Annotated in this window: 20 protein-coding genes and 2 tRNA genes; 13 read left to right on the forward strand and 9 right to left on the reverse strand. The window is 45.7% G+C overall.

What is annotated here, in order from left to right:
* Window positions 1–630: 630 nt before the first annotated feature.
* Window positions 631–703: transfer RNA gene (locus J7529_RS20195), tRNA-Trp, on the reverse strand.
* Window positions 704–975: 272 nt separating this feature from the next.
* Window positions 976–1,056, reverse strand: a tRNA-Leu gene (locus tag J7529_RS20200).
* 140 nt (window positions 1,057–1,196) lie between these two features.
* On the opposite strand from J7529_RS20200, the gene accC reads away from it, so the two are divergent.
* Both accC and J7529_RS20210 read left to right on the forward strand, forming a co-directional pair.
* The gene (accC, locus tag J7529_RS20205; protein WP_318730456.1) at window positions 1,197–2,540 is read left to right on the forward strand and encodes an acetyl-CoA carboxylase biotin carboxylase subunit; all 1,344 of its coding nucleotides are present in this window, start codon (window positions 1,197–1,199) and stop codon (window positions 2,538–2,540) included.
* A 161-nt stretch (window positions 2,541–2,701) separates the two neighbouring features.
* The gene (locus J7529_RS20210) at window positions 2,702–3,430 is read left to right on the forward strand and encodes a DUF429 domain-containing protein (RefSeq protein WP_318730457.1); all 729 of its coding nucleotides are present in this window, start codon (window positions 2,702–2,704) and stop codon (window positions 3,428–3,430) included.
* 35 nt (window positions 3,431–3,465) lie between these two features.
* Here the strand turns inward: J7529_RS20210 and J7529_RS20215 are convergent, their stop codons facing one another.
* Window positions 3,466–3,891 carry a GPW/gp25 family protein gene (locus J7529_RS20215; RefSeq protein ID WP_271939208.1) on the reverse strand — a complete coding sequence of 142 codons (426 nt, stop codon included), beginning with the start codon at window positions 3,889–3,891 and terminating at the stop codon, window positions 3,466–3,468.
* Between the two features lie 248 nt (window positions 3,892–4,139).
* Between J7529_RS20215 and J7529_RS20220 the strand changes: the two genes are divergently transcribed.
* From J7529_RS20220 to rsmI, 3 genes are all read left to right on the forward strand, one after another.
* Window positions 4,140–5,015, forward strand: coding sequence for an alpha/beta hydrolase (locus J7529_RS20220; protein WP_318730458.1), 876 nt, complete (start codon window positions 4,140–4,142; stop codon window positions 5,013–5,015).
* Window positions 5,016–5,059: 44 nt separating this feature from the next.
* Window positions 5,060–5,737, forward strand: a complete 678-nt coding sequence (locus tag J7529_RS20225; protein WP_271939216.1) for a response regulator transcription factor — start codon at window positions 5,060–5,062, stop codon at window positions 5,735–5,737.
* A gap of 68 nt (window positions 5,738–5,805) precedes the next feature.
* Window positions 5,806–6,627, forward strand: a complete 822-nt coding sequence (gene rsmI, locus J7529_RS20230; RefSeq protein WP_318730459.1) for a 16S rRNA (cytidine(1402)-2'-O)-methyltransferase — start codon at window positions 5,806–5,808, stop codon at window positions 6,625–6,627.
* A 119-nt stretch (window positions 6,628–6,746) separates the two neighbouring features.
* Here rsmI and typA read toward each other — a convergent pair whose 3' ends face one another.
* The 3 genes from typA to J7529_RS20245 form a co-directional block, all read right to left on the reverse strand.
* Entirely contained in the window at window positions 6,747–8,537 is a 1,791-nt protein-coding gene (gene typA / locus J7529_RS20235) for a translational GTPase TypA (RefSeq protein ID WP_318730460.1), read from the reverse strand.
* Between the two features lie 143 nt (window positions 8,538–8,680).
* Complete coding sequence (locus J7529_RS20240) at window positions 8,681–9,256, reverse strand: Uma2 family endonuclease (protein ID WP_271939225.1); 576 nt, start codon at window positions 9,254–9,256, stop codon at window positions 8,681–8,683.
* Between the two features lie 72 nt (window positions 9,257–9,328).
* The gene (locus J7529_RS20245) at window positions 9,329–10,105 is read right to left on the reverse strand and encodes a TIGR00297 family protein (RefSeq protein WP_318730461.1); all 777 of its coding nucleotides are present in this window, start codon (window positions 10,103–10,105) and stop codon (window positions 9,329–9,331) included.
* 20 nt (window positions 10,106–10,125) lie between these two features.
* Between J7529_RS20245 and J7529_RS20250 the strand changes: the two genes are divergently transcribed.
* The gene (locus J7529_RS20250) at window positions 10,126–10,554 is read left to right on the forward strand and encodes a VOC family protein (RefSeq protein ID WP_318730462.1); all 429 of its coding nucleotides are present in this window, start codon (window positions 10,126–10,128) and stop codon (window positions 10,552–10,554) included.
* A 206-nt stretch (window positions 10,555–10,760) separates the two neighbouring features.
* On the opposite strand, the gene J7529_RS20255 is transcribed toward J7529_RS20250, so the two are convergent.
* Entirely contained in the window at window positions 10,761–11,264 is a 504-nt protein-coding gene (locus J7529_RS20255; protein ID WP_318730463.1) for a DUF1772 domain-containing protein, read from the reverse strand.
* A gap of 125 nt (window positions 11,265–11,389) precedes the next feature.
* On the opposite strand from J7529_RS20255, the gene J7529_RS20260 reads away from it, so the two are divergent.
* Complete coding sequence (locus tag J7529_RS20260) at window positions 11,390–11,503, forward strand: element excision factor XisI family protein (RefSeq protein ID WP_271944393.1); 114 nt, start codon at window positions 11,390–11,392, stop codon at window positions 11,501–11,503.
* Window positions 11,504–11,536: 33 nt separating this feature from the next.
* On the opposite strand, the gene J7529_RS20265 is transcribed toward J7529_RS20260, so the two are convergent.
* On the reverse strand, window positions 11,537–13,261 hold the full coding sequence (locus J7529_RS20265; RefSeq protein ID WP_271944391.1) for an ATP-binding protein: 1,725 nt from the start codon (window positions 13,259–13,261) through the stop codon (window positions 11,537–11,539).
* Window positions 13,262–13,546: 285 nt separating this feature from the next.
* Between J7529_RS20265 and J7529_RS20270 the strand changes: the two genes are divergently transcribed.
* Together J7529_RS20270 and J7529_RS20275 are read left to right on the forward strand one after the other, a co-directional pair.
* On the forward strand, window positions 13,547–14,602 hold the full coding sequence (locus tag J7529_RS20270; protein WP_318730464.1) for a HAMP domain-containing sensor histidine kinase: 1,056 nt from the start codon (window positions 13,547–13,549) through the stop codon (window positions 14,600–14,602).
* A 53-nt stretch (window positions 14,603–14,655) separates the two neighbouring features.
* Window positions 14,656–16,329 (forward strand): AarF/ABC1/UbiB kinase family protein, encoded by a 1,674-nt coding sequence (locus tag J7529_RS20275; protein ID WP_318730465.1) that lies wholly within the window; start codon window positions 14,656–14,658, stop codon window positions 16,327–16,329.
* A gap of 205 nt (window positions 16,330–16,534) precedes the next feature.
* Here J7529_RS20275 and J7529_RS20280 read toward each other — a convergent pair whose 3' ends face one another.
* Window positions 16,535–16,891 carry a phage holin family protein gene (locus J7529_RS20280; RefSeq protein ID WP_318730466.1) on the reverse strand — a complete coding sequence of 119 codons (357 nt, stop codon included), beginning with the start codon at window positions 16,889–16,891 and terminating at the stop codon, window positions 16,535–16,537.
* Window positions 16,892–17,226: 335 nt separating this feature from the next.
* On the opposite strand from J7529_RS20280, the gene J7529_RS20285 reads away from it, so the two are divergent.
* The 4 genes from J7529_RS20285 to J7529_RS20300 all read left to right on the forward strand — a co-directional run bounded on the left by J7529_RS20285 (window position 17,227) and on the right by J7529_RS20300 (window position 21,387).
* Window positions 17,227–18,660, forward strand: a complete 1,434-nt coding sequence (locus J7529_RS20285) for an NACHT domain-containing protein (protein WP_318730467.1) — start codon at window positions 17,227–17,229, stop codon at window positions 18,658–18,660.
* Window positions 18,661–18,772: 112 nt separating this feature from the next.
* The gene (locus tag J7529_RS20290) at window positions 18,773–19,012 is read left to right on the forward strand and encodes a hypothetical protein (protein ID WP_318730468.1); all 240 of its coding nucleotides are present in this window, start codon (window positions 18,773–18,775) and stop codon (window positions 19,010–19,012) included.
* Entirely contained in the window at window positions 19,012–19,428 is a 417-nt protein-coding gene (locus tag J7529_RS20295; protein WP_318730469.1) for a type II toxin-antitoxin system VapC family toxin, read from the forward strand. Before J7529_RS20290 ends, J7529_RS20295 begins: the two co-directional genes overlap by 1 nt.
* Before the next feature lie 327 nt (window positions 19,429–19,755).
* Window positions 19,756–21,387 carry a hypothetical protein gene (locus tag J7529_RS20300; protein WP_318730470.1) on the forward strand — a complete coding sequence of 544 codons (1,632 nt, stop codon included), beginning with the start codon at window positions 19,756–19,758 and terminating at the stop codon, window positions 21,385–21,387.
* Window positions 21,388–21,390: the final 3 nt, after the last annotated feature.

Consider the following 21,390-nt stretch of genomic DNA (forward strand, 5'->3'; position numbering starts at 1 on the left):
TCGATTCAGAAAGATTGCGAGACATCACCATCTTAGGAATTGCCCTTCTTGTTCGCCTACCTACTAAGCTAATAATCCCTTGGTTCCTGATAAAAGATAACGGGATTAACCGATACTTTAGAATGGTGAGAGATGGGAGCTTTATTAGATTGAAAAGGCGATAGAGATTACCCTTGGATTTAACTTGCTTATTTCAACTTTTAACGTAGAAAATAAGCGACTGACATATGCCACTATTACCTGATGTAAGTCCTGTGTATACTACCTATCTAAATAGGTGTGCCGTGAAGAATTTACAGTAAATTTTACTGTAAATAACGATGGTAGCGATATATTCAGCGAACTGCTTAACTGGGCTGCATCTTTTTGACTTTTTCCAGCGAAACCCATGCCCTGTAAGACTTCCGCTGATTCATCTTTCTTGCACAACGTAACAAGAACTGCAAGAAATAATCATCCTTTCTCTTATTGTCTCTCCTGTTGATATTTACCTTTAATTTTACAGTAAATTTTGATAAGGGGGAGTAGGCATGAATAGACGTGAACCCGATCGCCCCCTTATCTAGCTAGCATCAACTAATTCTGTTACGGGAATTCCCCTGAATGATTTGATTCCTATGACCTATTTAACGCACCCTGGAGGACTTGAACCCCCGGCATCAGGTTTTGGAGACCTGCGTTCTACCAACTGAACTAAGGGCACACTTTTCCCGCCAGATCTTATAGTTCTCTACCTATCTATAAATAATGCTTATGTGATGGTCATGTGATTGGGTTATTAGTGAAAGTCTATGGCAATGCTTCCATGAATAAGTTTTCTCTATTTTTATGACCTATTTACCTCATACTCATTTTTGGGGTGTTAAAGTGGTTTTAGGTAGATTTTAGGTAGATTTTCCCTTACAAGAGTTTGAGGGGCGTGTGGCTTTGCCTTGCGAGCAAGAGATAGCCAGCCTCCCAAACATCTTTATTTCATGCGGATGGCGAGACTCGAACTCGCAAGGCAAAGCCACACGCCCCTCAAACGTGCGCGTATACCAATTCCGCCACATCCGCTTGCAATTGGTGAGCATCGCTCACAGATTCTTATAATAGCATAAGTCAACGGCGATCGCACCCATTAGAAAAAAAGATCTTCCAGAAAGGCCCCTAAACCTCCTATTCTAACGGAATATATCATGCTCAAAAACTGGAAGATGACTTTTTCAAAAATCCTGATTGCCAACCGAGGAGAGATTGCCCTTCGCATCCTCCGCACCTGTGAAGAACTGGGCATTGCCACCGTTGCTGTTCACTCCACCATAGACCATCAGGCTCTCCATGTACAGTTAGCGGATGAAGCTGTCTGTATTGGAGAGGCTAATAGCAACAAAAGCTATCTCAACATTCCCAACATTATCGCTGCTGCCCTCACTCGCAACGCCACCGCCATTCATCCAGGTTATGGTTTCCTCGCGGAAAATGCCAAATTTGCCGAAATTTGCGCCGATCACCAAATTACCTTTATCGGCCCCACCCCAGAAGCCATGCGAGCCATGGGGGATAAATCCACTGCTAAAGCCACCATGCAAAAGGCTAAAGTCCCCACTGTACCCGGTAGTGATGGACTCTTGAGCAATGAACATGAAGCCATCTGTGTCGCTCGTGATATTGGCTATCCAGTCATGCTCAAAGCCACCGCTGGGGGAGGCGGGCGGGGAATGCGCCTGGTTCGGGATGAGAGCCAACTGGTTAAGCTGTTCCGAGCCGCTCAAGGAGAAGCCGAAGCCGCCTTTGGTAATGCTGGGGTTTATCTAGAAAAATTTATTGAAAATCCCCGCCATATTGAATTTCAGATTTTAGCTGACTCCTACGGTAATGTCATTCACCTAGGGGAGCGGGAATGCTCGATTCAAAGACGACATCAAAAACTGTTAGAAGAATCTCCCAGCCCCGCTCTAACACCGAAGTTACGACAAAAAATGGGAGAAGCTGCCATTAAAGCAGCGCGTTCGATTAACTACACGGGAGCCGGAACTATTGAGTTTCTACTCGATAAATCTGGCAATTTCTACTTCATGGAAATGAACACCCGGATTCAAGTCGAACATCCAGTTACGGAAATGGTGACCGGACTGGATTTAATTGCCGAACAAATCCGCATTGCCCAAGGAGAAAAACTCTCCTTAAGCCAAAAACAAGTTCAATTCAGAGGTCATGCGATCGAATGTCGGGTGAATGCTGAAGATCCCGATCATAATTTTCGTCCTAACCCCGGCCGCATCAGTGGCTATCTCGTTCCTGGAGGCCCCGGTGTGCGGTTTGATTCCCATGTCTATACCGATTACGAAATTCCCCCCTATTATGATTCTCTTATTGGTAAATTAATTGTTTGGGGTGCAGACCGAGATAGTGCGATCCGTCGCATGAGACGAGCCTTACAAGAATGTGCAATTACGGGTGTACCAACCACGATTGGATTTCACCAGAAAATTCTGGAAACTTCAGCGTTCTTAGAAGGAAATGTGTACACTAACTTTATTGAACAGTACTTTGGTTAAAAAATAGGGTAAACAGTGCATTCAAAAAAGAGGGGAAAGAGGAGGAGGAAATTACCTATACCTTTTCCTTCGTTGTAGCGCTTTAGCGCTACAACAAGTCCCACCTAATATCTAGTTTGAGATGAAATAGTCCACTACGATACTTTGCTCTTGCCTGACGTATGAAATTTCTGGGAATTGATTTAGGGTGGCGCTCTGGAGCGACCGGTTTGTGTTGCTTAGAGTGGAGCGCTGGACAATTACATCTGGTAGACTTAACAACAGAGATCGACCTGGATCGGATTCTGGCTTGGATCGATCGCCAGGTTCCCCCCGAAACTCCTGGATTAATTGCCGTAGATGCGCCAACTCTAATTCCTAATTTAACCGGAATGCGTCTGTGCGATCGCCTCACCCATCGCTATTTCGGCAAGTACGATGCGGGATGTTATCCTGCCAATCAACAGCGTCCATTTGCCGAGCGTACCACCGGATTTGGTGAATCTTTAGCCACACGAGGGTTTAGCCATGCTCCGGACATCATGCCTCAAAAACCCGGACGCTATCAAATAGAAGTCTATCCTCATCCAGCGATCGTGAATTTATTTGGACTAGAGCGGATTTTGAAGTACAAAAAAGGTAAGGTGGGCGATCGCCGGTTAGAATTATCTAAACTGCGAAAGTTTATCGGCGATCGACTTCCCCAGGGCCAACCCCCCCTGGCTGTTCTTGATTTACCCGATATCCCAGACACAGGAAAAACCCTTAAAACAGTTGAAGATCAACTCGATAGTCTCATCTGTGCCTATATCGGCGCTCATTGGTGGTATTGGGGAACCGAAAAAAACTGGGTACTGGGAGACCTCAGTTCTGGATATATCATCGTCCCCCAACCTGATATCCCAGGGTAAAATCCGATGTTCTTGCATGACCTATTCTCCCTTGGCTATTGACCTTCTTCAGATTTCAAATAAAACGGAAACACCATACTCTGCTGAGTGTAATTAGCTCGAATTTCATATTGAATCATCAGGTCAACTCGACCTTCTTCTTGACGGGGAATCGTTAGCACTTTAATCACCGTAATTCGGGGTTCCCACTGTTCCAGTGCTTCTTGCACCCAAATTCGCATCAGGCTTAACGTATCTTGATTCATGGGGGCAAAAGCTAATTCAGATAACCGACAGCCAAAATTGGGTCGATACACCCGTTCACCCAAGTCAGTCATCAGAATAATAACCATCGACTGGCGAATATTGAGATCTTCTGCACTTAAAGCTAAACTACCTTGACGAGTCACCTGTAACGGAAAGGAGACCCCTTGACCCACAAAGGGACGACGTTGCTTGGAGAAAGGAGAGGAATTGACCATAGGTTATGAGACTGTGCGCGAGTAATGGGGGAATTAGGTAATATTGCGTTTCTCTCTTTTATGGAGTACAGCTTTAAGCCTTAGATCCTAAGCAATATAAGCTACTGCTAGAGGGCGAAGCGCTATATGAATTTGCCCCTAATTTTAACAGTTTACGCTTGTCAGGTGAGCCAGAGTAGCCTAAATTTTGAAGTGTTACCTACTAGAGCAAGGTTGTTTGTGAGTAGCGAATTAGTTGTCTAAATCTGATGTTTGAACACTTTACTCCCCATAAAATCACCACCGATGAGGTTAATATCAATTTGGTAATCGGGGGGCAAGGCCCCCCTTTACTTCTGTTGCATGGTTATCCCCAAACCTATGTCATGTGGCATGAAATTGCCCCAAAGTTAGCCCAATATTTTACGGTTATTTGTCCTGATTTACGAGGGTATGGAGATAGTGGTCATCCAAGAACAGACGATCGCCATTCTCCTTATTCTAAACGAGCGATGGCCCAAGACCAGGTTGAAGTGATGGAACAACTGGGATTTAGGCAGTTTTTAGCGGTAGGGCACGATCGAGGAGCGAGGGTTTTACATCGTTTACTCTTGGATTATCCGGAAAGGGTGCAAAAAGCGGCTTTACTCGATATTGTGCCCACCAAAACAATTTTTGAGACGATTAATCAAACCTTGGCCACGGCTTATTCCCATTGGTTTTTTCTGATTGAACCCGCAGGAATTCCGGAAAAGTTAATTGGGTCTGATCCAGCGTTTTATTTAACGTGCAAGTTACGGCAATGGAGTCACCGCTTTGAGGGATTTTCTCAGGAGGCGATCGCCGAATATATCCGTTGTTTTAGCAACAAAGATGTGATTCATAGTACTTGTGAAGATTATCGTGCAGCCGCTTCCATTGATTTGGAACACGATCGAGCAGACTTAGATACACGGATACAGTGCCCCTTACTGATCCTTTGGGGACAATTGGGAGTGATGGAACGGTGCTATGATGTGCTGGCAACCTGGCGAGAACGGGCGGTGAATGTTCAAGGATTTTCTTTACCCTGCGGTCACTTTCTGCCAGAAGAAGCCCCCGAAGAAACGACACAAGCGTTACTAGAGTTTTTAACCATTTCCTAAAATTTGCTACACTAGAAATAGGATTGATCTTGTATTAAAAGCCAATGTCAGCAAAACTCTTATTAGTAGATGATGAACCGGGACTGCGGGAGGCGGTACAAGCTTATCTCGAAGATTCAGGGTTTACTGTGGAAGTGGCGAATAATGCCATTGAAGGTTGGGAAAAAGTCCAGCAAATTGTGCCCGATTTGGTGATTTCTGATATCATGATGCCGCAAGTGGATGGCTATCAGTTCCTGCAACAATTGCGGGAAGATGACCGATTTAAGTCTATGCCTGTGGTCTTTTTAACGGCTAAAGGGATGACTTCCGATCGCATCCAAGGCTATCAAGCCGGATGTGATGCTTATCTTCCTAAACCGTTTGATCCAGAAGAATTAGAAGCGATCGTTAAAAATCTGATCGAACGCCGTGCAGCAGCGAGTAGTTCAACCGAATTAGATGATATTAAACAACAACTGAATCAAATTCAAGGTATCCTGCAACAAGGGAATACGGTATCGACTCAAACCAGCCCGATTCAAATTGATTTTACGCCTAGAGAACAAAGTGTTTTAAATTTAGTGACGGAAGGCTTGATGAATAAGGAAATTGCTCGCCGGTTAGAAACCAGTGTGCGAAATGTGGAGAAGTATGTGAGCCGTTTATTTGTAAAAACGGGCACGAATAGCCGCACTGAGCTAGTTCGGTTTGCGATCGAGCATGGATTAAATCAATCTTAAGGGGGATGGGGGAATGGGGAACACCCAGACGCTCCAGACGCGGAGATTGCCTATTCCCTATGACACAAATGAGATTATATATAGTAGGAACGCCCATTGGTAATTTAGAGGATATGACGTTTCGCGCGGTGAAGGTTTTGCAGTCTGTAGAGGCGATCGCCGCTGAAGATACTCGCCATACGGGTAAATTACTCCAACATTTCCAAATCGAAACCCGGCAAATTAGCTGTCACGAACATAATCAACAGCAGCGTATCCCAGAACTATTAACACTGATGCAACAGGGAAAGGAGATCGCCTTAGTTAGTGATGCGGGTATTCCCGGCATTTCCGATCCGGGATATGAGTTAGTTCAAGCTACATTAAAGGCTGGATTCGATGTGGTTCCCATTCCAGGGGCAAATGCAGCGTTAACTGCTCTATCTGCTTCGGGGTTAGGGAGCGATCGCTTTTGTTTTGAAGGCTTTTTACCTCCCAAAGGGAAATCCCGTCACCAGCGTTTAGAAATGCTCAAAACGGAAACTCGCACCGTGATTCTTTATGAAGCGCCGCACCGCTTGCAAGCAACCCTGCAAGATTTAAGTGCAACTTGTGGAGACGAGCGAAAAATTACTATTGCTCGCGAATTGACCAAACTCTATGAACAGTTTTGGCGCGGAAGCTTAAATGAAGCCATCCAATATTATCAAGAACATCAGCCCAAAGGAGAGTTTACCCTGGTTGTCGCTGGCGCAGATATGGAGAATGTAGCGTTATCCGAAGCCGCACTCAAAGCCGAATTAGTGGACTTATTAGAGCAAGGATGGTCGCGATCGCAAGCCAGTCGCCACTTAGCCCAATTAACCAATCTTCCCAAACGCAAATTGTACCAAATGGCCTTAGAGCTATAGCACTACGTGCTAGGGAATGGGGAATAGGGAGACACGATGAGAGAGGGGCGCTCCCTGAGCGGAGTCGAAGGGAGCATCTGTAGGGGCGAAAAATTTTTTGCCCCTACAATCTCTACAAGTTAACGTTTCGCCAGTTTCTTGCTCACTTTCCGCAAGCGCACAGATTCTGGAGTCACTTCCACCAATTCATTTGAACCGATATATTCCAGAGCACGCTCCAAACTCATTTGCACCGGAGCTTGCAATTGTACTAGTTCATCCCCAGTCGAAGAGCGCATGTTAGTAAGCTGTTTAGTCTTACAAACATTTAAGTCCAAATCTTGGGGACGATTATGTTCGCCCACAATCATGCCTTTATACACCTTAGTTCCGGGAGTAATGAAAAATAAGCCCCGGTCTTCCGCATTTTTGAGGGCATAAAACGTGGCTGTTCCTTCTTCAAAGGCTACTAAAACCCCATTGCGACGGGTTTCCACTTCTCCCCCTAGGGTGCGATACTCAAAAAAGCTATGATTCATAATCCCTTCACCACGGGTGAGGCGCATAAATTCACCTCGGAACCCAATTAAACCCCGTGCAGGAATCACAAATTCCAGTTGAGCGCGTCCGTTGCCTCCCATTTGCATATCTTGCATTTCGCCACGACGTTGGCCGAGGCGTTCTATACATCCACCTACAGAGTCTTCAGGAACGTCCAAAACCAGACATTCGTAAGGTTCGCAGGGTTGGCCGTTGACTTCGCGATAAATCACTTGCGGTTGGGAGACTTGGAACTCGTAGCCTTCGCGACGCATAGTTTCAATGAGAATACCCAGATGCAGTTCACCGCGTCCAGAGACGAGGAAGGATTCTGGGGAATTGGTTTCATTGATCCGCAGAGCCACATTGGTTTCCAGTTCCCGGAAGAGGCGATCGCGCAATTGACGAGAAGTTACAAATTTTCCTTCTTGTCCCGCAAACGGCGAATCATTCACCGAGAACGTCATCTGCAACGTTGGCTCATCCACCTTAATCAAAGGTAGGGCTTGGGGTTCATTGGGACAAGTAATCGTTTCCCCAATGTTGGCATCGCTAAACCCAGCCACAGCCACAATATATCCGGCTGAAGCTTCTTCCATATCCACACGGGTTAAACCCTCAAATCCCATCAGCTTTGAGATTTTTGATTTAACGATTTGGCCATCATCTTTGACTAAAGCCGCTTGTTGATTGGATTTAATCGTTCCGTTGTGAATTCTACCAATCACGATCCGACCTAAATATTCAGAATAGTCTAGGGTCGTAACTTGCAATTGTAGCGGTTTCTCCGGATCTCCTACCGGAGGAGGAACATGATGCAAAATAGACTCAAACAGGGGCTTCATGTCCTGACTTTCGGTCTCTAGATCTTCCTTGGCATACCCTTGAATTCCCGAAGCAAACAAGTAAGGAAATTCACATTGATCGTCATCTGCACCCAATTCTAGAAATAAATCTAAGACTTTATCAACCGCCCCATGGGGATCGGCTTGCGGGCGGTCTATTTTATTCACTACCACAATTGGACGCAGGCCCTTTTCTAGGGCTTTTTTCAGCACAAAGCGGGTTTGAGGCATCGGCCCTTCATTGGCATCCACAATCAGGATACAGCCATCAACCATTCCCAACACCCGCTCGACTTCGCCCCCGAAATCTGCGTGGCCTGGGGTATCAACGATATTAATTAACGTATCTTTATAATGAACAGCAGTATTTTTAGAGAGAATTGTAATCCCCCGCTCCCGTTCCAGGGTATTAGAATCCATGACACAATCGGGGATTTCTTCCCCTTCGCGAAAAATACCCGATTGTTTGAGCAGAGCATCCACAAGAGTTGTTTTGCCATGATCGACGTGGGCAATGATGGCAACATTGCGAATGGGAAGAGACATATATACCTAAATGCGGTTAACTATAGATTTCTTAACAATATTAACATAATTCGCCGCCACCGCACCCTCAGTTCTCTGCTCTACCGGCGGCAAGGTGGAGGGATAGGGAGATGGGGAGATAGGGGGATAGGGAGATAATTGCTTTACCAAATCAAGTGAAGATTTAAAACAAATCCGGGTAAAACATTTTCTCCGGACAAGGTGGGAGGATGGTCTACAGTTTGTTTGTCTTGTCCCTGACGATAAATTTCTACTTGGCGGTTTTGGGGGTTAATGAGCCAGCCTAACTGAGTGCCATTATCCATATATTCCTGCATTTTATCTTGAAGACGTTTGAGGGAATCGCTAGGCGATCGCAGTTCGATGACAAAATCAGGACAGATGGGCGGGAATTTCTCTTGCTGTTCGGGAGTCAGCACTTCCCATTTTTCTAAGGGTATCCAAGCTGCATCCGGGGAGCGATCTCCACCATTAGGCAGTTGAAAGCAAGTGGAAGAATCAAAGACAATTCCTAATTGAGCTTGTCGATTCCATAAACCCAAATCTAGGTTAATCTCTGAGTTCCGTTTTCCAGTTCCCCCTCCAGTAGGTGGCATAATGATTAAGTCTCCTTTTGCGGTTCGTTCTAGTCGCAAGTCACGGTTGGCAGCACAAAGTTGATAGAATTGTTCGTGGCTAATGGGAATGGTTTCTGAGGTATTTAAAACTAATGCTGTCATCGTTTTATCTCCTTGGGTAAGTTTGATAATCGACTGTTTGATTCTCAAAAATAAGGGTTTACCGAATAATTATTAATTGTTAATTGCTTGGACGCTTAATCCTAACAGAATGGCGAAGATTGCCCCCAAGGTGATGTTAATAATATTAACCCATTCATTCGTGAGCCAGCTTATTTTCTCCTGTAAGGTGGCTCCGATGACACTTTCGACATTTGTGGCTAAAAATGCCGCCACCAGGCAATAGAGGACACCCAAGAGGCTCATCAGACCTACGAGCCAACCGACCAGGGCAAGAGCGATCGCCCCCACCATCCCAGCTAAGGTTCCCTCCAAACTGACTGCTCCTTCTGTTCCCCGCGCTACCGGTTGCAATGTAGTAATTAGAAATGTCCGTTTTCCATAAGCTTTGCCAACCTCGGAAGCGCAAGTATCCGATAATTTGGTACTAAAACTGGCTACATAGGCTAAACCCAACCATGGAATTAGCTCATCTGGCCCCCCTTGGTACTGAATAAGTAGGACACCTAAAGCACAAACGGCCCCTACCAAAGCAGACCCCCAGACATTTTCCGGCCCCCTTGCACCAGAGCGTTTTTCGGCGATTCCTTGAGCCTCTTTTTCGGCTAAACCGATCCGAGTTACTCCCGATCCGACTAAGAAATAAAAGCCAACGACTGCATAACCCGGTCCTCCCAAGGTTCCCCAGACGAGGACTCCCAAAACCCAAGCATGAATGACTCCCGCAAGGGTTAACAATTTTTTCGGCGCGAATGCCACAATGGTTAATAAGACCGTATTTAGAATGACGGCAACCATCCAGGGATTAGTGAAGATCGTTAAATCAGTCATTGAGGATAGAAGTTTCGGTTATGGACAGCGTGTTATTTCATCTGGCGTTTCCCGTACAAAATCTGGAAGAAACCAAAGCCTTTTATGTGGAGGGTTTGGGCTGCCAAATGGGTCGAGAATCGCGCCATGCTCTTATTCTAAACTTGTATGGCCATCAGTTAGTTGCCCATGTCACCGATGAGCCATTAACCCCACAAACGGGTATTTATCCTCGTCATTTTGGCTTAGTATTTGCTCAAAAGTCGGATTGGGATCGGCTTTTAGAGCGATCGCTGGATCGGAATTTACGCTTTTTTCAACAACCGAAACAACGGTTTCCAGGCCAATTAACGGAGCATTTTACGTTTTTCTTGGCCGATCCGTTTGAGAATTTCCTAGAGTTTAAGCATTACTGCCATCCAGAGGCGATTTTTGGAGCGCAGGAAGTGGGTGCTATCGGCGATCGCTGATACCATTTCTCTTTAAGTTTGCAACTAATGATGTCTATTGAGGCAATTGTCTGAGAGTATTCATTAAACGCAACATCATGGAGAAATGGTATGAATCAATATCCCTCTTCTGTTACCCTCCGAGAATTAAGATACCATAATCTAGCTGTCCTAACCAACTCATTCACTGCTATAACTGTAAAAATTATAGCTTTATTCATGTCACTTCAAAGTCTGAAAAGTACAAGGATTAACAAAGCAGATACCAAACAAGCTAAAGGTGTCCGGGTTAAGTTCCACTGATTCCAACGAGGTTCAAAATCTAGACGCGCAGACTTGTACATCGCTTCATCCATCTGATCAACATTCAAAGCTTGGAGTTGTTTATTTAAGGGGATGTTAATCGTAAAAGTCGGTAACTGGACCCCCAAAAGATAAGTCAGCAAAGCGAGAATGATCAGCCCTTCGTCAACTCCATCCAATTCTCCAAGACTCAGAAGACTCGAAGCTACTAAAAAGACAATCGAACCGAGCCAAAGAAAGACAAAAATCGGCTGATTATTCTGGATAATGCCATCAATAACCTGAAACGCTCGAATAAATTCCCGGTCGTTTAATTGTTTTATGCCTGGCATAACAACTATTGCAAAAGCGACTAGAAATCCAGCGACCAGAGAACACAAAAATGTAGCGACAAGCAATATAATTGGGAAAAGACCTTGTATTGACATGGAAAACACTCTTACACTTCGTGCTGGTAATTATAGCAGTGAATCAGTTGGTTAGGAGTTAGATTGGAGTTTAAGGCACTCTATCAATAGAAAATATTCTAAGTGAATAGGCCAAAGACGATATTATGCATATTGATATTAAGAAGGGTAAAATTTTGATTCATAAAAACCTCACTGAACTTAATCCGGCTCAAGATTTGGTAGACATGGGTATACCGCGAGAAGACATTTATAATTGAACCTGGAAAGTGACAGAAAACGATCGCCAAACCTTAATCGATACTTCGTCCATTAAACACTTGGGGCGCTTCTCTTTTGGCTGGAGGGGCAACGCTGGCTTGTCGTTGTTGTTGCTGGTCTTTTTGAAAGTAATTTTGCCACTCTTGAGGTGCGTTGAGAGTCTCACCTCCATGACGGGTAAGCCGTTGGCGAATACGACAGAGGACGGGAGTATTCACACAAGCTCCAGCGATAATAGCTTGACCTTTGGTGAGGGCAGGAAGTTCGTTAAGCAGGTCTCGTCCGGCTGCTTCTACCCCATGTTTGAGGCTGTCTTGGTCTACAGGGTTGATAATGCGGAGTAGAAATTGGCTCATGCATTGCGAGAGTACGTCGGAGTCCAGTTTACCGGGGCGTTGGGTAATCAGTCCTACCCCTAGGCCAAATTTACGCCCTTCGCTGAGGATGGTTCGCAGCATGGCTTTACAGCGTGAGGGTTCGTGAGCAGGGGCGAAGCGATGAGCTTCTTCGAGGAGAATGAAGACGGGGAAGGGAAGATAGTTGTCATCGTCGGGGAGGAGGTTTTGTTTTTGGGTGTTCATCCGCGCTTGATAGCTTTGGCGTAGAAGAGCGGCACAGATGACTTGTTGTTCTTCTTGGGGGATTTCGTTCATTTGCAGAACGGTGACTTGACCCGGTTCAAACAGGTTTTGGGGGGTGAGGTGTTTGTAGGCGTGGAAATGGGGCGATCGCTCTAAGCGTTCGAGTTTCCATTCGAGTGCAGGTGCTGAAGTTCCGACTTTTTCGTTGCCTTCATCGTCGGTTTGGCGATCGGCTTCAAAAACGGCAGCAATGAGATCTTGTACATCCCAGCGATATTCAGCGTTTTTGTGTCTTTTGAGGATATTGAAGGCTTTGCTGAGGATGGACTGTTGGCGATCGCTCATCGTCGGCAACAGCATCAAAATATCGTAGTAGTCCAAGGATGACAGGCGGATATGCACGTCTTCTGGCAGCAGAATTTTCACCTGGGGACTATAGCCATCTGCGCCGCGAAAGGCGGAATGTCCTTGTAAGTCGGCTAAGGTTCCATACTCTCCGTGGGGGTCGAAAATTAAGACAGGGGCGCGGTTGTGGGGGGCGAGAAATTCTTCAATTAGTACCCCAGCCGTATAGGATTTTCCGGAACCCGTGCCCGCAAGAATGGCTAAGTGGGTACTGACCAATTCTTTGACATCTAAAACGACAGGCACATTCCCTCCAGGACGCAGGAGAATCGATCCCATGTGGGCGCTCCCCATTTCTCCTTGCTGTTTGCGGTTAATGATGGACTGCAAGAAGCGATCGCTCGCTAACATTACCTTTGCTCCTGGATCGGGAGACTGGCGAGGATTCAGAAAGCCTAAACTTCGGTGAAAATATCCAATTACGTCTACAGTCACCTCGTAGAGTTCGGGGTTTTTGTCCGTAAATCCGACTAAGGCTGCGATCGCCTCTGGGCTGGTTTCTGGGTCAGCAAATATGCGATCTGGAAAGTGATCGATAAGACTTATATTCGAGATTTTGCCCAGAATTTTTTGATTCTCATCTCCTGAAATTAACGAATAATAAACAAATTCTCCAATTTTCACTTGACGATTATTCGTCGTAATGAACACATATTGATTCCCCGTTTCACCTGGGCCTTTGACCGTTCCAATTATTTGAGTTGAAGAGGTCACCGAACGGATCTCGGGTGCAGTGTTTCGAGAGGGCAGGGAGTCTTGTACGCTGGTCATGGCCTAGACTAGGTTCACTTCTTAAGAAAACTAAATGTGAGTACGATTTCTAATCAATCGCTTACGATTTTGAGAAAGTTTGCGGAATTCTCGGATTTCTTGCGGTAGAAGATTATTGTAACCTGGAGTTAAGCTTTCTCCAGAAGAAATCCAAGCAAATGGATTCAAAGATTGGAGCGAGTTTTAACCGTTTCATGTCCACTATTGGAGTCTCTACTTGAATGGAAGCTAACCATTTCTTCCTTTTTTAACTGAACGATTCACTAATCTGGGGGTACAGGACTAATGGAACGGAAGGCTTTGAAAACTAGCAATACTACGGATTCAACTTGTACCCTTCCCGTTGACTTAGCCAATTATAAACTAGGTTACAGTGATATGGTCTCTCCAGAATGGAATCATAAGATGGAAAATGAGAGCGTAAATTTGGAGAGGGTATCACTAGAGAAGGGGTGTTCTGTTGCCTCTAATCCTCAAACCCTACGTCAATTTCAAGTTTTAGTAGCAGAGCGCACCGCCCAACTCGAATTAAGCCTCAAGGTGCAGGCAAAACTCTATGAACAAACTCGCCGCCAGGTCGAAGAACTTCGCCATCTGAATGAACTAAAAGATGAATTCTTAAGTACCATTAGCCATGAATTGCGGACTCCTTTAACCAGTATGAGCTTGGCAATCCGGATGTTACGTCAACCCGAAATTTCACCCGATCGCCAACAAAAATATCTGGAGATTTTGGAGAGCCAATGCCAACAGGAAATTCATCTGATCAATGACTTATTAACGTTGCAAGAATTGGAAGAGCAGACGATTGACATGGAGGGTCAAACTGTTGATGTGCAAGATTTCATGGAGATGACAACCGCAGGATTTGAAACTCGATGGAGTCATAAGCAGTTGAAACTCAACCTAGAAATCGCTCCAGAATCGACCAATCTAGAGACAGAGCCAGATAGCCTCAAGCGCATTCTAGCAGAGTTGCTTGCTAATGCGGGCAAATTCTCCGATGTCCAAAGTCAGGTTAAGATCTCTGTACAACCCGATCGCGCAGACGGGAGAGATGGGGTAGCTGTGGCGATCACCAATCAAGGTATGGGGATTCAGAACACTGAATTAGCGGAGATTTTCCACAAATTCCGTCGCGGAACCGGAGTTACAGATCGGGCGATCGCCGGAACGGGTTTAGGTCTAGCCCTCGTGAAGGCTTTGGTGGAACAATTAGGAGGAACCCTTACCGTCAGCAGTGAGCCTCTGGACTCTGGATCGGCTTGGGAAACCTGTTTTACCCTTCTCCTCCCCCAGAGTGATAGCGCTTCCCACGAGGAAATAGGGAATAGGGAATAGGTTAGAGTAGCTAACAAGTCAGAATTTAAGGAACGTAACGGGTAATTCCCAGAATGCTCAAAATTAGTCAACCTCGATCGCGGCGCTGGCAAAAACTCACCTATTCTCCCATCATCCGCCAAATTCAAGTGTTTATGGCGGCGATTCGCTTCATTGCTCTGTTACTCTGGGATCGTTGGCGTGGGGGAGCTTCTTCCGCTCTCAAACGCCAACGGGCGAGGGGTTTAGTGCAAACCCTACTCAAACTAGGGCCGACGTTTATTAAAATTGGTCAATCTCTCTCGACTAGGGCAGATTTGTTACCCGTCGAATATGTGGAAGCCTTGGAACAACTGCAAGATCAAGTTCCAGCCTTTGACGTGGAAACAGCGATCGCCATTATCGAACTAGAACTAGGCGCATCCGTAGGAGCAATCTTCCGCAACTTTGACCCCCTACCCCTTGCTGCTGCTAGTTTAGGGCAAGTTCATCGCGCCACCCTCCATACCCAAGAAGAAGTCGTGATTAAAGTTCAGCGTCCTGGCTTAAGAGCCTTATTTGATGTGGATGCTAAAGCCATCTACCGAGGCATCCAAGTCACTGAATTCCTCTTCGCTTGGACTCGCAAATATGAACTACGAACCATCTATGGTGAATTTTTCCGCATTCTTTATCAAGAAATTGACTATAAACAAGAAGCCTTAAATGCAGACCGCTTTCGGAACAATTTTGCCAACCATCCGGAAATTCTGGTTCCCAAAATTTATTGGCGCTATACCACGAACAAGGTCTTAACCATCGAGTATTTACCGGGCATTAAAGTGGATAACAGAGAAGCCCTGATCGCCTGCGGTTTAGACCCTCAGAAAATCAACCAAGTGGGCATTTGTTGCTATCTCAAGCAACTGCTCTTAGATGGTTTTTTCCAAGCTGACCCCCATCCTGGTAATTTAGCTGTTACCTCTAAAGGAGAACTGATTTTCTATGATTTTGGCATGATGGGGGAAATTAAATCTTTAGCCAAAGACCAGATGATCCGCAATTTTTTTGCGGTCTTACGCAAGGATACCGATGAAGTCGTCGAGACATTGATCAAGATGGGGTTAATTGAACCGATGACAGATATGACCCCTGTGCGCCGCTTGATTACATTTTTGTTGGATCGGTTTACGGAACGACCCGTGAATTTTCGCGAGTTTACCTTAATTAAAGATGAACTCTATGCCATGTTTGAAGAGCAACCGTTTCGCTTACCCGCAGAAATGACGTTTGTGTTAAAGGCTTTAACGACGTTAGATGGCATTGCTCGTATTTTAGACCCCGAATATAATTTTGCGTCCTCTTCTCAACCCTTTGTTCGCGAAGTAACCGCAGGGAAAGGAACTGGATATTTAGTTGGGGAAACCCTGCGCCAGGTGAAGTTATGGGTGCAGTCCCCTTTTCAAAAACCAACGGTTACCGATCGCTTCTTGGAACAGTTAGGGAAACGGATGGATACGGGAGACTTAGCGTTTTCCGTTAAAGCGAAAGAGAGCGATCGCCTTTTAGAGTCTTTGAGCTTAGGAGTGCAAAGTGTACTCTATCTGTGTGGCGCTGGGTTTACCTTGATTTCCAGCACGATTCTGTTTGTGGGACAATTTTCTGGATGGGCGATCGCCCTACTCTGTGGATCGGGCTTGTTTAGCTTCTTCTGTATGCGATCGATCTTCCGCCTTTCCCTACGCAACCGCCTCAACCGTATTTCTTAACCCACATTTTGCACAACAAAATATTGCCAGAATTATCCACCACTGTGAATTATTTTATCTGGCCGGATAATGGGTAGATTTCCTATTAATTGAACTCGAAGCATGACAGAAGAGGGATAATTTAAAGAGTAGAGCCGAGCTTGATCAAGAAAAATCTCTCCATGGCAGTAGCAGGGAGAGGACAAACTATAAACTCAACTTCAACTTAATCGTTATTGGCTTCCTTTCCCGTAAACTGATCGATTAACCAGGAAACCAAAGATAATACAATTGACCCAAACACGGCTGGCCAAAAACCGGCTACCGTAAATCCAGGGGTAAAATAGCCGACTAACGAAAGGGAAATGGCGTTAACCACCAGTAAGAACAAGCCTAAACTGAGAATAGTTAACGGCAACGTCAAAATCGTCAAAATGGGCTTAACAATAGCATTAACCAACCCCATAACGATCGCCCCAACAGCCGCTGCTTGCCAACTGGCGATCGCCAAACCGGGGACAATATAGGCAGTTATCGCCAGGGCGATCGCCGCTAAAGCCCAAGTGAGAAAAAAGTTAATCATAATCTCGAATGTCTAACTTCCAGATCTAAAGTTTGGACTTGCGTTCAATCATAGCACCCTATTTCCCTATCTTTATTTAACAGGACTTACGCATTAACTCTATCTGTAGTGGACTGTTTCACCTAAAATAGGGCTTTGTTTGGTGTAAGCACGAAGAGTGCTTAAAAGCCTAGCCGGAGAGGGTTTTAACCCTCACTACGAACGAAATCTCATGCATCAAATTAGCTGAAACAATCCACTACAGCAGCGATCGCCGAAACATTCCCAGATTAAATGACGGACGTTATACTCATCGTTAAGCATAATTCTCTTCAAGGCTAGGGTGTGGCTTTGCCATGATCGATCCGTTATCTGGTGTTTTATTGCCGGTTTTAATTAATTTTGTTACCGGACGTGCCGATGCGAAGATATTGGCTCCTGGCTTAGATGAGCAGCTTGAACGATTGCAACAGCGCCAAATTCCCCTCAATCATGATGTAGAAAAAGAACTACGGCGATCGTTCTTTTTGGCTCTGAAACAGTTAGCGGTTCAATGTCAGAAATCCTTGGAAGATCCAGCCACTTACTATCGGGGAAACCCCAGTAATCAAGCAGCTTATGACTTAGACTGGCTAAAGGCGAAAGTTGAGGAACTTGACAAAGCCCTTGATAACGTTGATAAAACGGTGGATCAGGAGCAAGGAGAAACAGACGAAACGTCTCCTTATCCCAGTAATTACGATGACGTTCGCGCCTTGTTGAATGGACAAAAATTACAGGGAAATCCAGCAATTCAGGCCTTTCAAAAGCGATATTTACCGGAATTTTTAGAAGGTGCGCCTGAGCGTTATGAGGAGGCAGTTCAGAACCAATGGTTACCCCTGATTCGGGATAACTTTGTTCAGCGTTTTAAGGATAATGACAAGGTGTTTCGTGTCTTTGTTCAACAGTCTCTGAATCAGCTTCAGATCGAGCAAGACCAGATTCTCAAAGCAATTCATGATTTAATCAAGGCTCCCATTCTAGCGCGTCTTGACCCGCAACATCCAGAACTGAACGAGGAAGAGTGGGCAACCGTAGCCAAATTGAGGTTAGCAGAAGAGCAAGCCCTCACCTCTAACCTGTTTACCCGCGAGGATGGGGTAGAGTTAAATCGGCTGGATGTCTATGTCCCCTTGGGATTGGTGGAACGGCGGAAACCAGAGAGAGTCCCTATCCCTGGCGACACTGAAGAAGAGAGTCGCAATGACAGTAAACAAGAAACGATTACCCCCATTTCTGAAGATCGGTTTTTCACCGACGTGCTGCAACAGGGAAAGAGTCCCCAGAGTAAGGGTAAGCGTTTGGCGATTATTGGCGAACCCGGTTCGGGTAAAACGACGCGGTTACAAGCGATTTCCCGGTGGATTTTGGACAATAATCTCGGTTTGCCCATTTGGGTATCGTTGCGGACGCTACAGGGGCGCAGTCTGGGGCAATATCTGGATGATTGGTTAAACGATGCCACGGGAAAACCGGCGCTTAAGGATAACTTTCAAGAGCAGTTTAATCAAGGGCGAGTCTGGTTATTATTGGATGGGTTAGATGAAATGACTGCCCACATTACACGCGATCGTCAAGATTTGGTCAAGGGATGGTGGGCAACAGCGCAAACCCGGATACTCATAACCTGTCGGGTGAATGTCTGGGATGCGAACCGGGATGCGTTGAACGGGTTTGATGTGTTTCGGAATTTACCCTTTGAGGAGGAGCAAGTGGAGTCGTTTATTCGCCGTTTTTTTGCACAATAGAGGTTGCCCTCATCCCCCTACCCCCTTCTCCCACAGGAGAAGGGGGTTAAAGTCCCTCTCCGAGTGGGAGAGAGCAGTTAAGGTATAATTATGGCCATGCGCTGGAGGTAAAATGATGACATTACAGGAAATGATTCAGGGCTTGGATGAGTTATCCCAGGAAGAGCAAGTTTCTTTATTCTCTGTTCTACAAAAGCGTTTAGAAGAGAGAGAGCTAACCCAAGCGGGTGACACTTTCTGGAATGGAGTATTGCGTTTTAGACAAGCAATAGAAGAAGAGGAACTGGTTTTTACAGATGAAGATTTTGCTGATTTACGCGATCGCACTCCAGGACGGGAAGTAGAGCTTTAATGGTTAGATTTTTACTCGATACCAATATTCTCTCTGAACCCAGCCGCCCCAATCCCAATCCAAATGTTTTGAGGCGAATGAATCAGTATCGTTTTCAGGTTGGCGTAAGTAGTGTTGTCGTTTCTGAACTGCTGTATGGTTGCTGGAAATTACTTAAATCCAGAAGGCGGGATTCTTTATGGCAATATCTCCAAGATTCTGTTTTGACTTTGCCGATTTTTGATTATGATTTGCGGGCAGCTCGGTGGCACGCAGAGGAAAGAGTGCGGTTGTCCCAACTAGGGAAAACACCGAGTTTTATAGATGGGCAAATTGCCAGTATTGCGGCGGTAAACAGTTTGGTTTTGGTGACTCGTAATGTGAGAGATTTTGCTAATTTTCAAGGGATAACTGTCGAAAATTGGTTTGAGGATTAATAGGATAGGACAAAGCAGAATTTTGGCGAACGGAGTGTGTAGACGATGAATAAGCATGAACCGTTGGATATCGATCCTAAAGGGGAGTCTAAAACACAAGGTCAAAGAATGGCTGAAGTGTTGGAAAATTTAGCTAATGAATCCAGATTAGAGCATCTCGATCCTATGGTATGGCAAAGAGAAACGCGAGAAGATCGTCCATTACCGGGGCGTGGTTGCCCTGATCCCCCTGCCCCCTTCTCCCACAGGAGAAGGGGGTTGAAGTCCCTCTCCCGTGGGAGAGGGATATAGGGAGAGGGCAAGGTTTTTTATCAGGAGAAGGTGATAATGGCTGCATCTAACTTAGCGGATTCTTTGATTGACGCGCTGCATGAACCGGGGCGAGAGAAGTTACGCGACTTGGTGCGGAATCCGTTGCGGTTGATGTTGCTTTGTCACACTTGGAAACAGGATAAAAAACTGCCCCAGACGCAGGCGGGTTTGTATGAGAAGTATCTGAAGGCGGTGTATCGGTGGAATCAGAATTTAAAGGTGTTGCAAGGGCACGCAACTCAGTGTCAAACGAATATTACTGAGTTGAAACAGCGCCTGCATCTAGAGTTGGGAGAGTTGGCAAAGGCGGCGCTTAATTTACCCCAAGGGCGGTTTCTGTTTTCTCAATCGTTGATTGAGGAGTATTTGGGGGAAGAAGGGGATGAAACGTCCTTGTGTTTTTTGGCGTTGCGGTTGGGTTGGCTCAAGCGGTTGGGGAAGGCGGGAAGTGAGACGGTTTACGGGTTTTATCATGCGACGTTTCAGGAATATTTTGCGGCTCTAGCAGTGGAGGATAGCGATTATTTTCTGCCCCAGAACCATGAGGATTTTCCGGTTGCCAGGAAGGAGTATCGGATTTTTGCGCCGCAGTGGAAGCAGGTGATTTTATTGTGGTTGGGGCGTGGGGATGTAGCGGAGGAGAAGAAGGAGGCGTTTATTGGGCAGTTGGTGAATTTTGAAGATGGCTGTGGAGAATGGAATTTTGAGCAAGTAGATCGAGGATGTTATTCATATTGGGCCTATTTTCTAGCTGTGGCTGGTATCCGTGAGTTTAAAAGTTGTTCTTTAGCTAATGAAATTGTACAACCATCGGACATTATGCCGATATGGAAATTTCACTGGAGCTTTTTCTTTACAACACATGGGTTCTACTGTCCAGAAAAACTTTCTCAATGTATCCGTACCCGCACCAATGATTGTTGGCTACTCCTAAGTAGGACTAAATTTATCTCTATTTTAGTTACAATTCTATTCCAAAGCCAAGATAAAGAAATTTGTACTCAAGCAGTTCATAGTCTAAGTTCACAGCAAATCACTACTGAGGAACAGCAAAAAAGCGTTGTTTCTGCTCTCCAACGTCACCTTAATCCTGAAACCTACAAAAACAACTTTGAGCTGTTTCAACACTGCTACCAACTCCTCTGGAAGATTGCCCAAAGTCTCTCCTATCCTGACTTCTACGAAGCTTGGCACGGCTCCCTCCCCGCTCCCGTCAACCTGGCCGAATTTCCCGAACTCCTACGCGCTGCTCTCCCGGAACCCCACCCCTGGCAACTGCTGATTATCGATGGCAGTACATTTAACCCCGATAACCCGGTGAAGAATCTGTATCGGCAAATGCTCCAACAAGGCTGTCCCGAAAGCGAGGACGGCAAACCCAAAGATATGGCAGACTTACAAGACTACTGGGAAGATCTCCTCGACAACAGCAACCCTCCCCTAGCTCTGATCTTCTACGAAAACCCCCAACCCCCAGCCCCCCAAGGCTTCAGCGACACTTTCTTGGAGGCTCTTACCCGCTTCCAGGGTAAAGTCTGCGTGGTTACCGAGCAACCCCATCCCTCGCTGCAAACGTTCTCGCCAGACGATCCGCGCTTGATTAAGCGGATTTTGGCGTGGCTGGAGCGATCGCGATCGCCAGGTTAGAAA

The organism is Roseofilum sp. Guam (assembly GCF_017746735.1).
In the GTDB taxonomy this organism is placed as follows: domain Bacteria; phylum Cyanobacteriota; class Cyanobacteriia; order Cyanobacteriales; family Desertifilaceae; genus Roseofilum; species Roseofilum reptotaenium.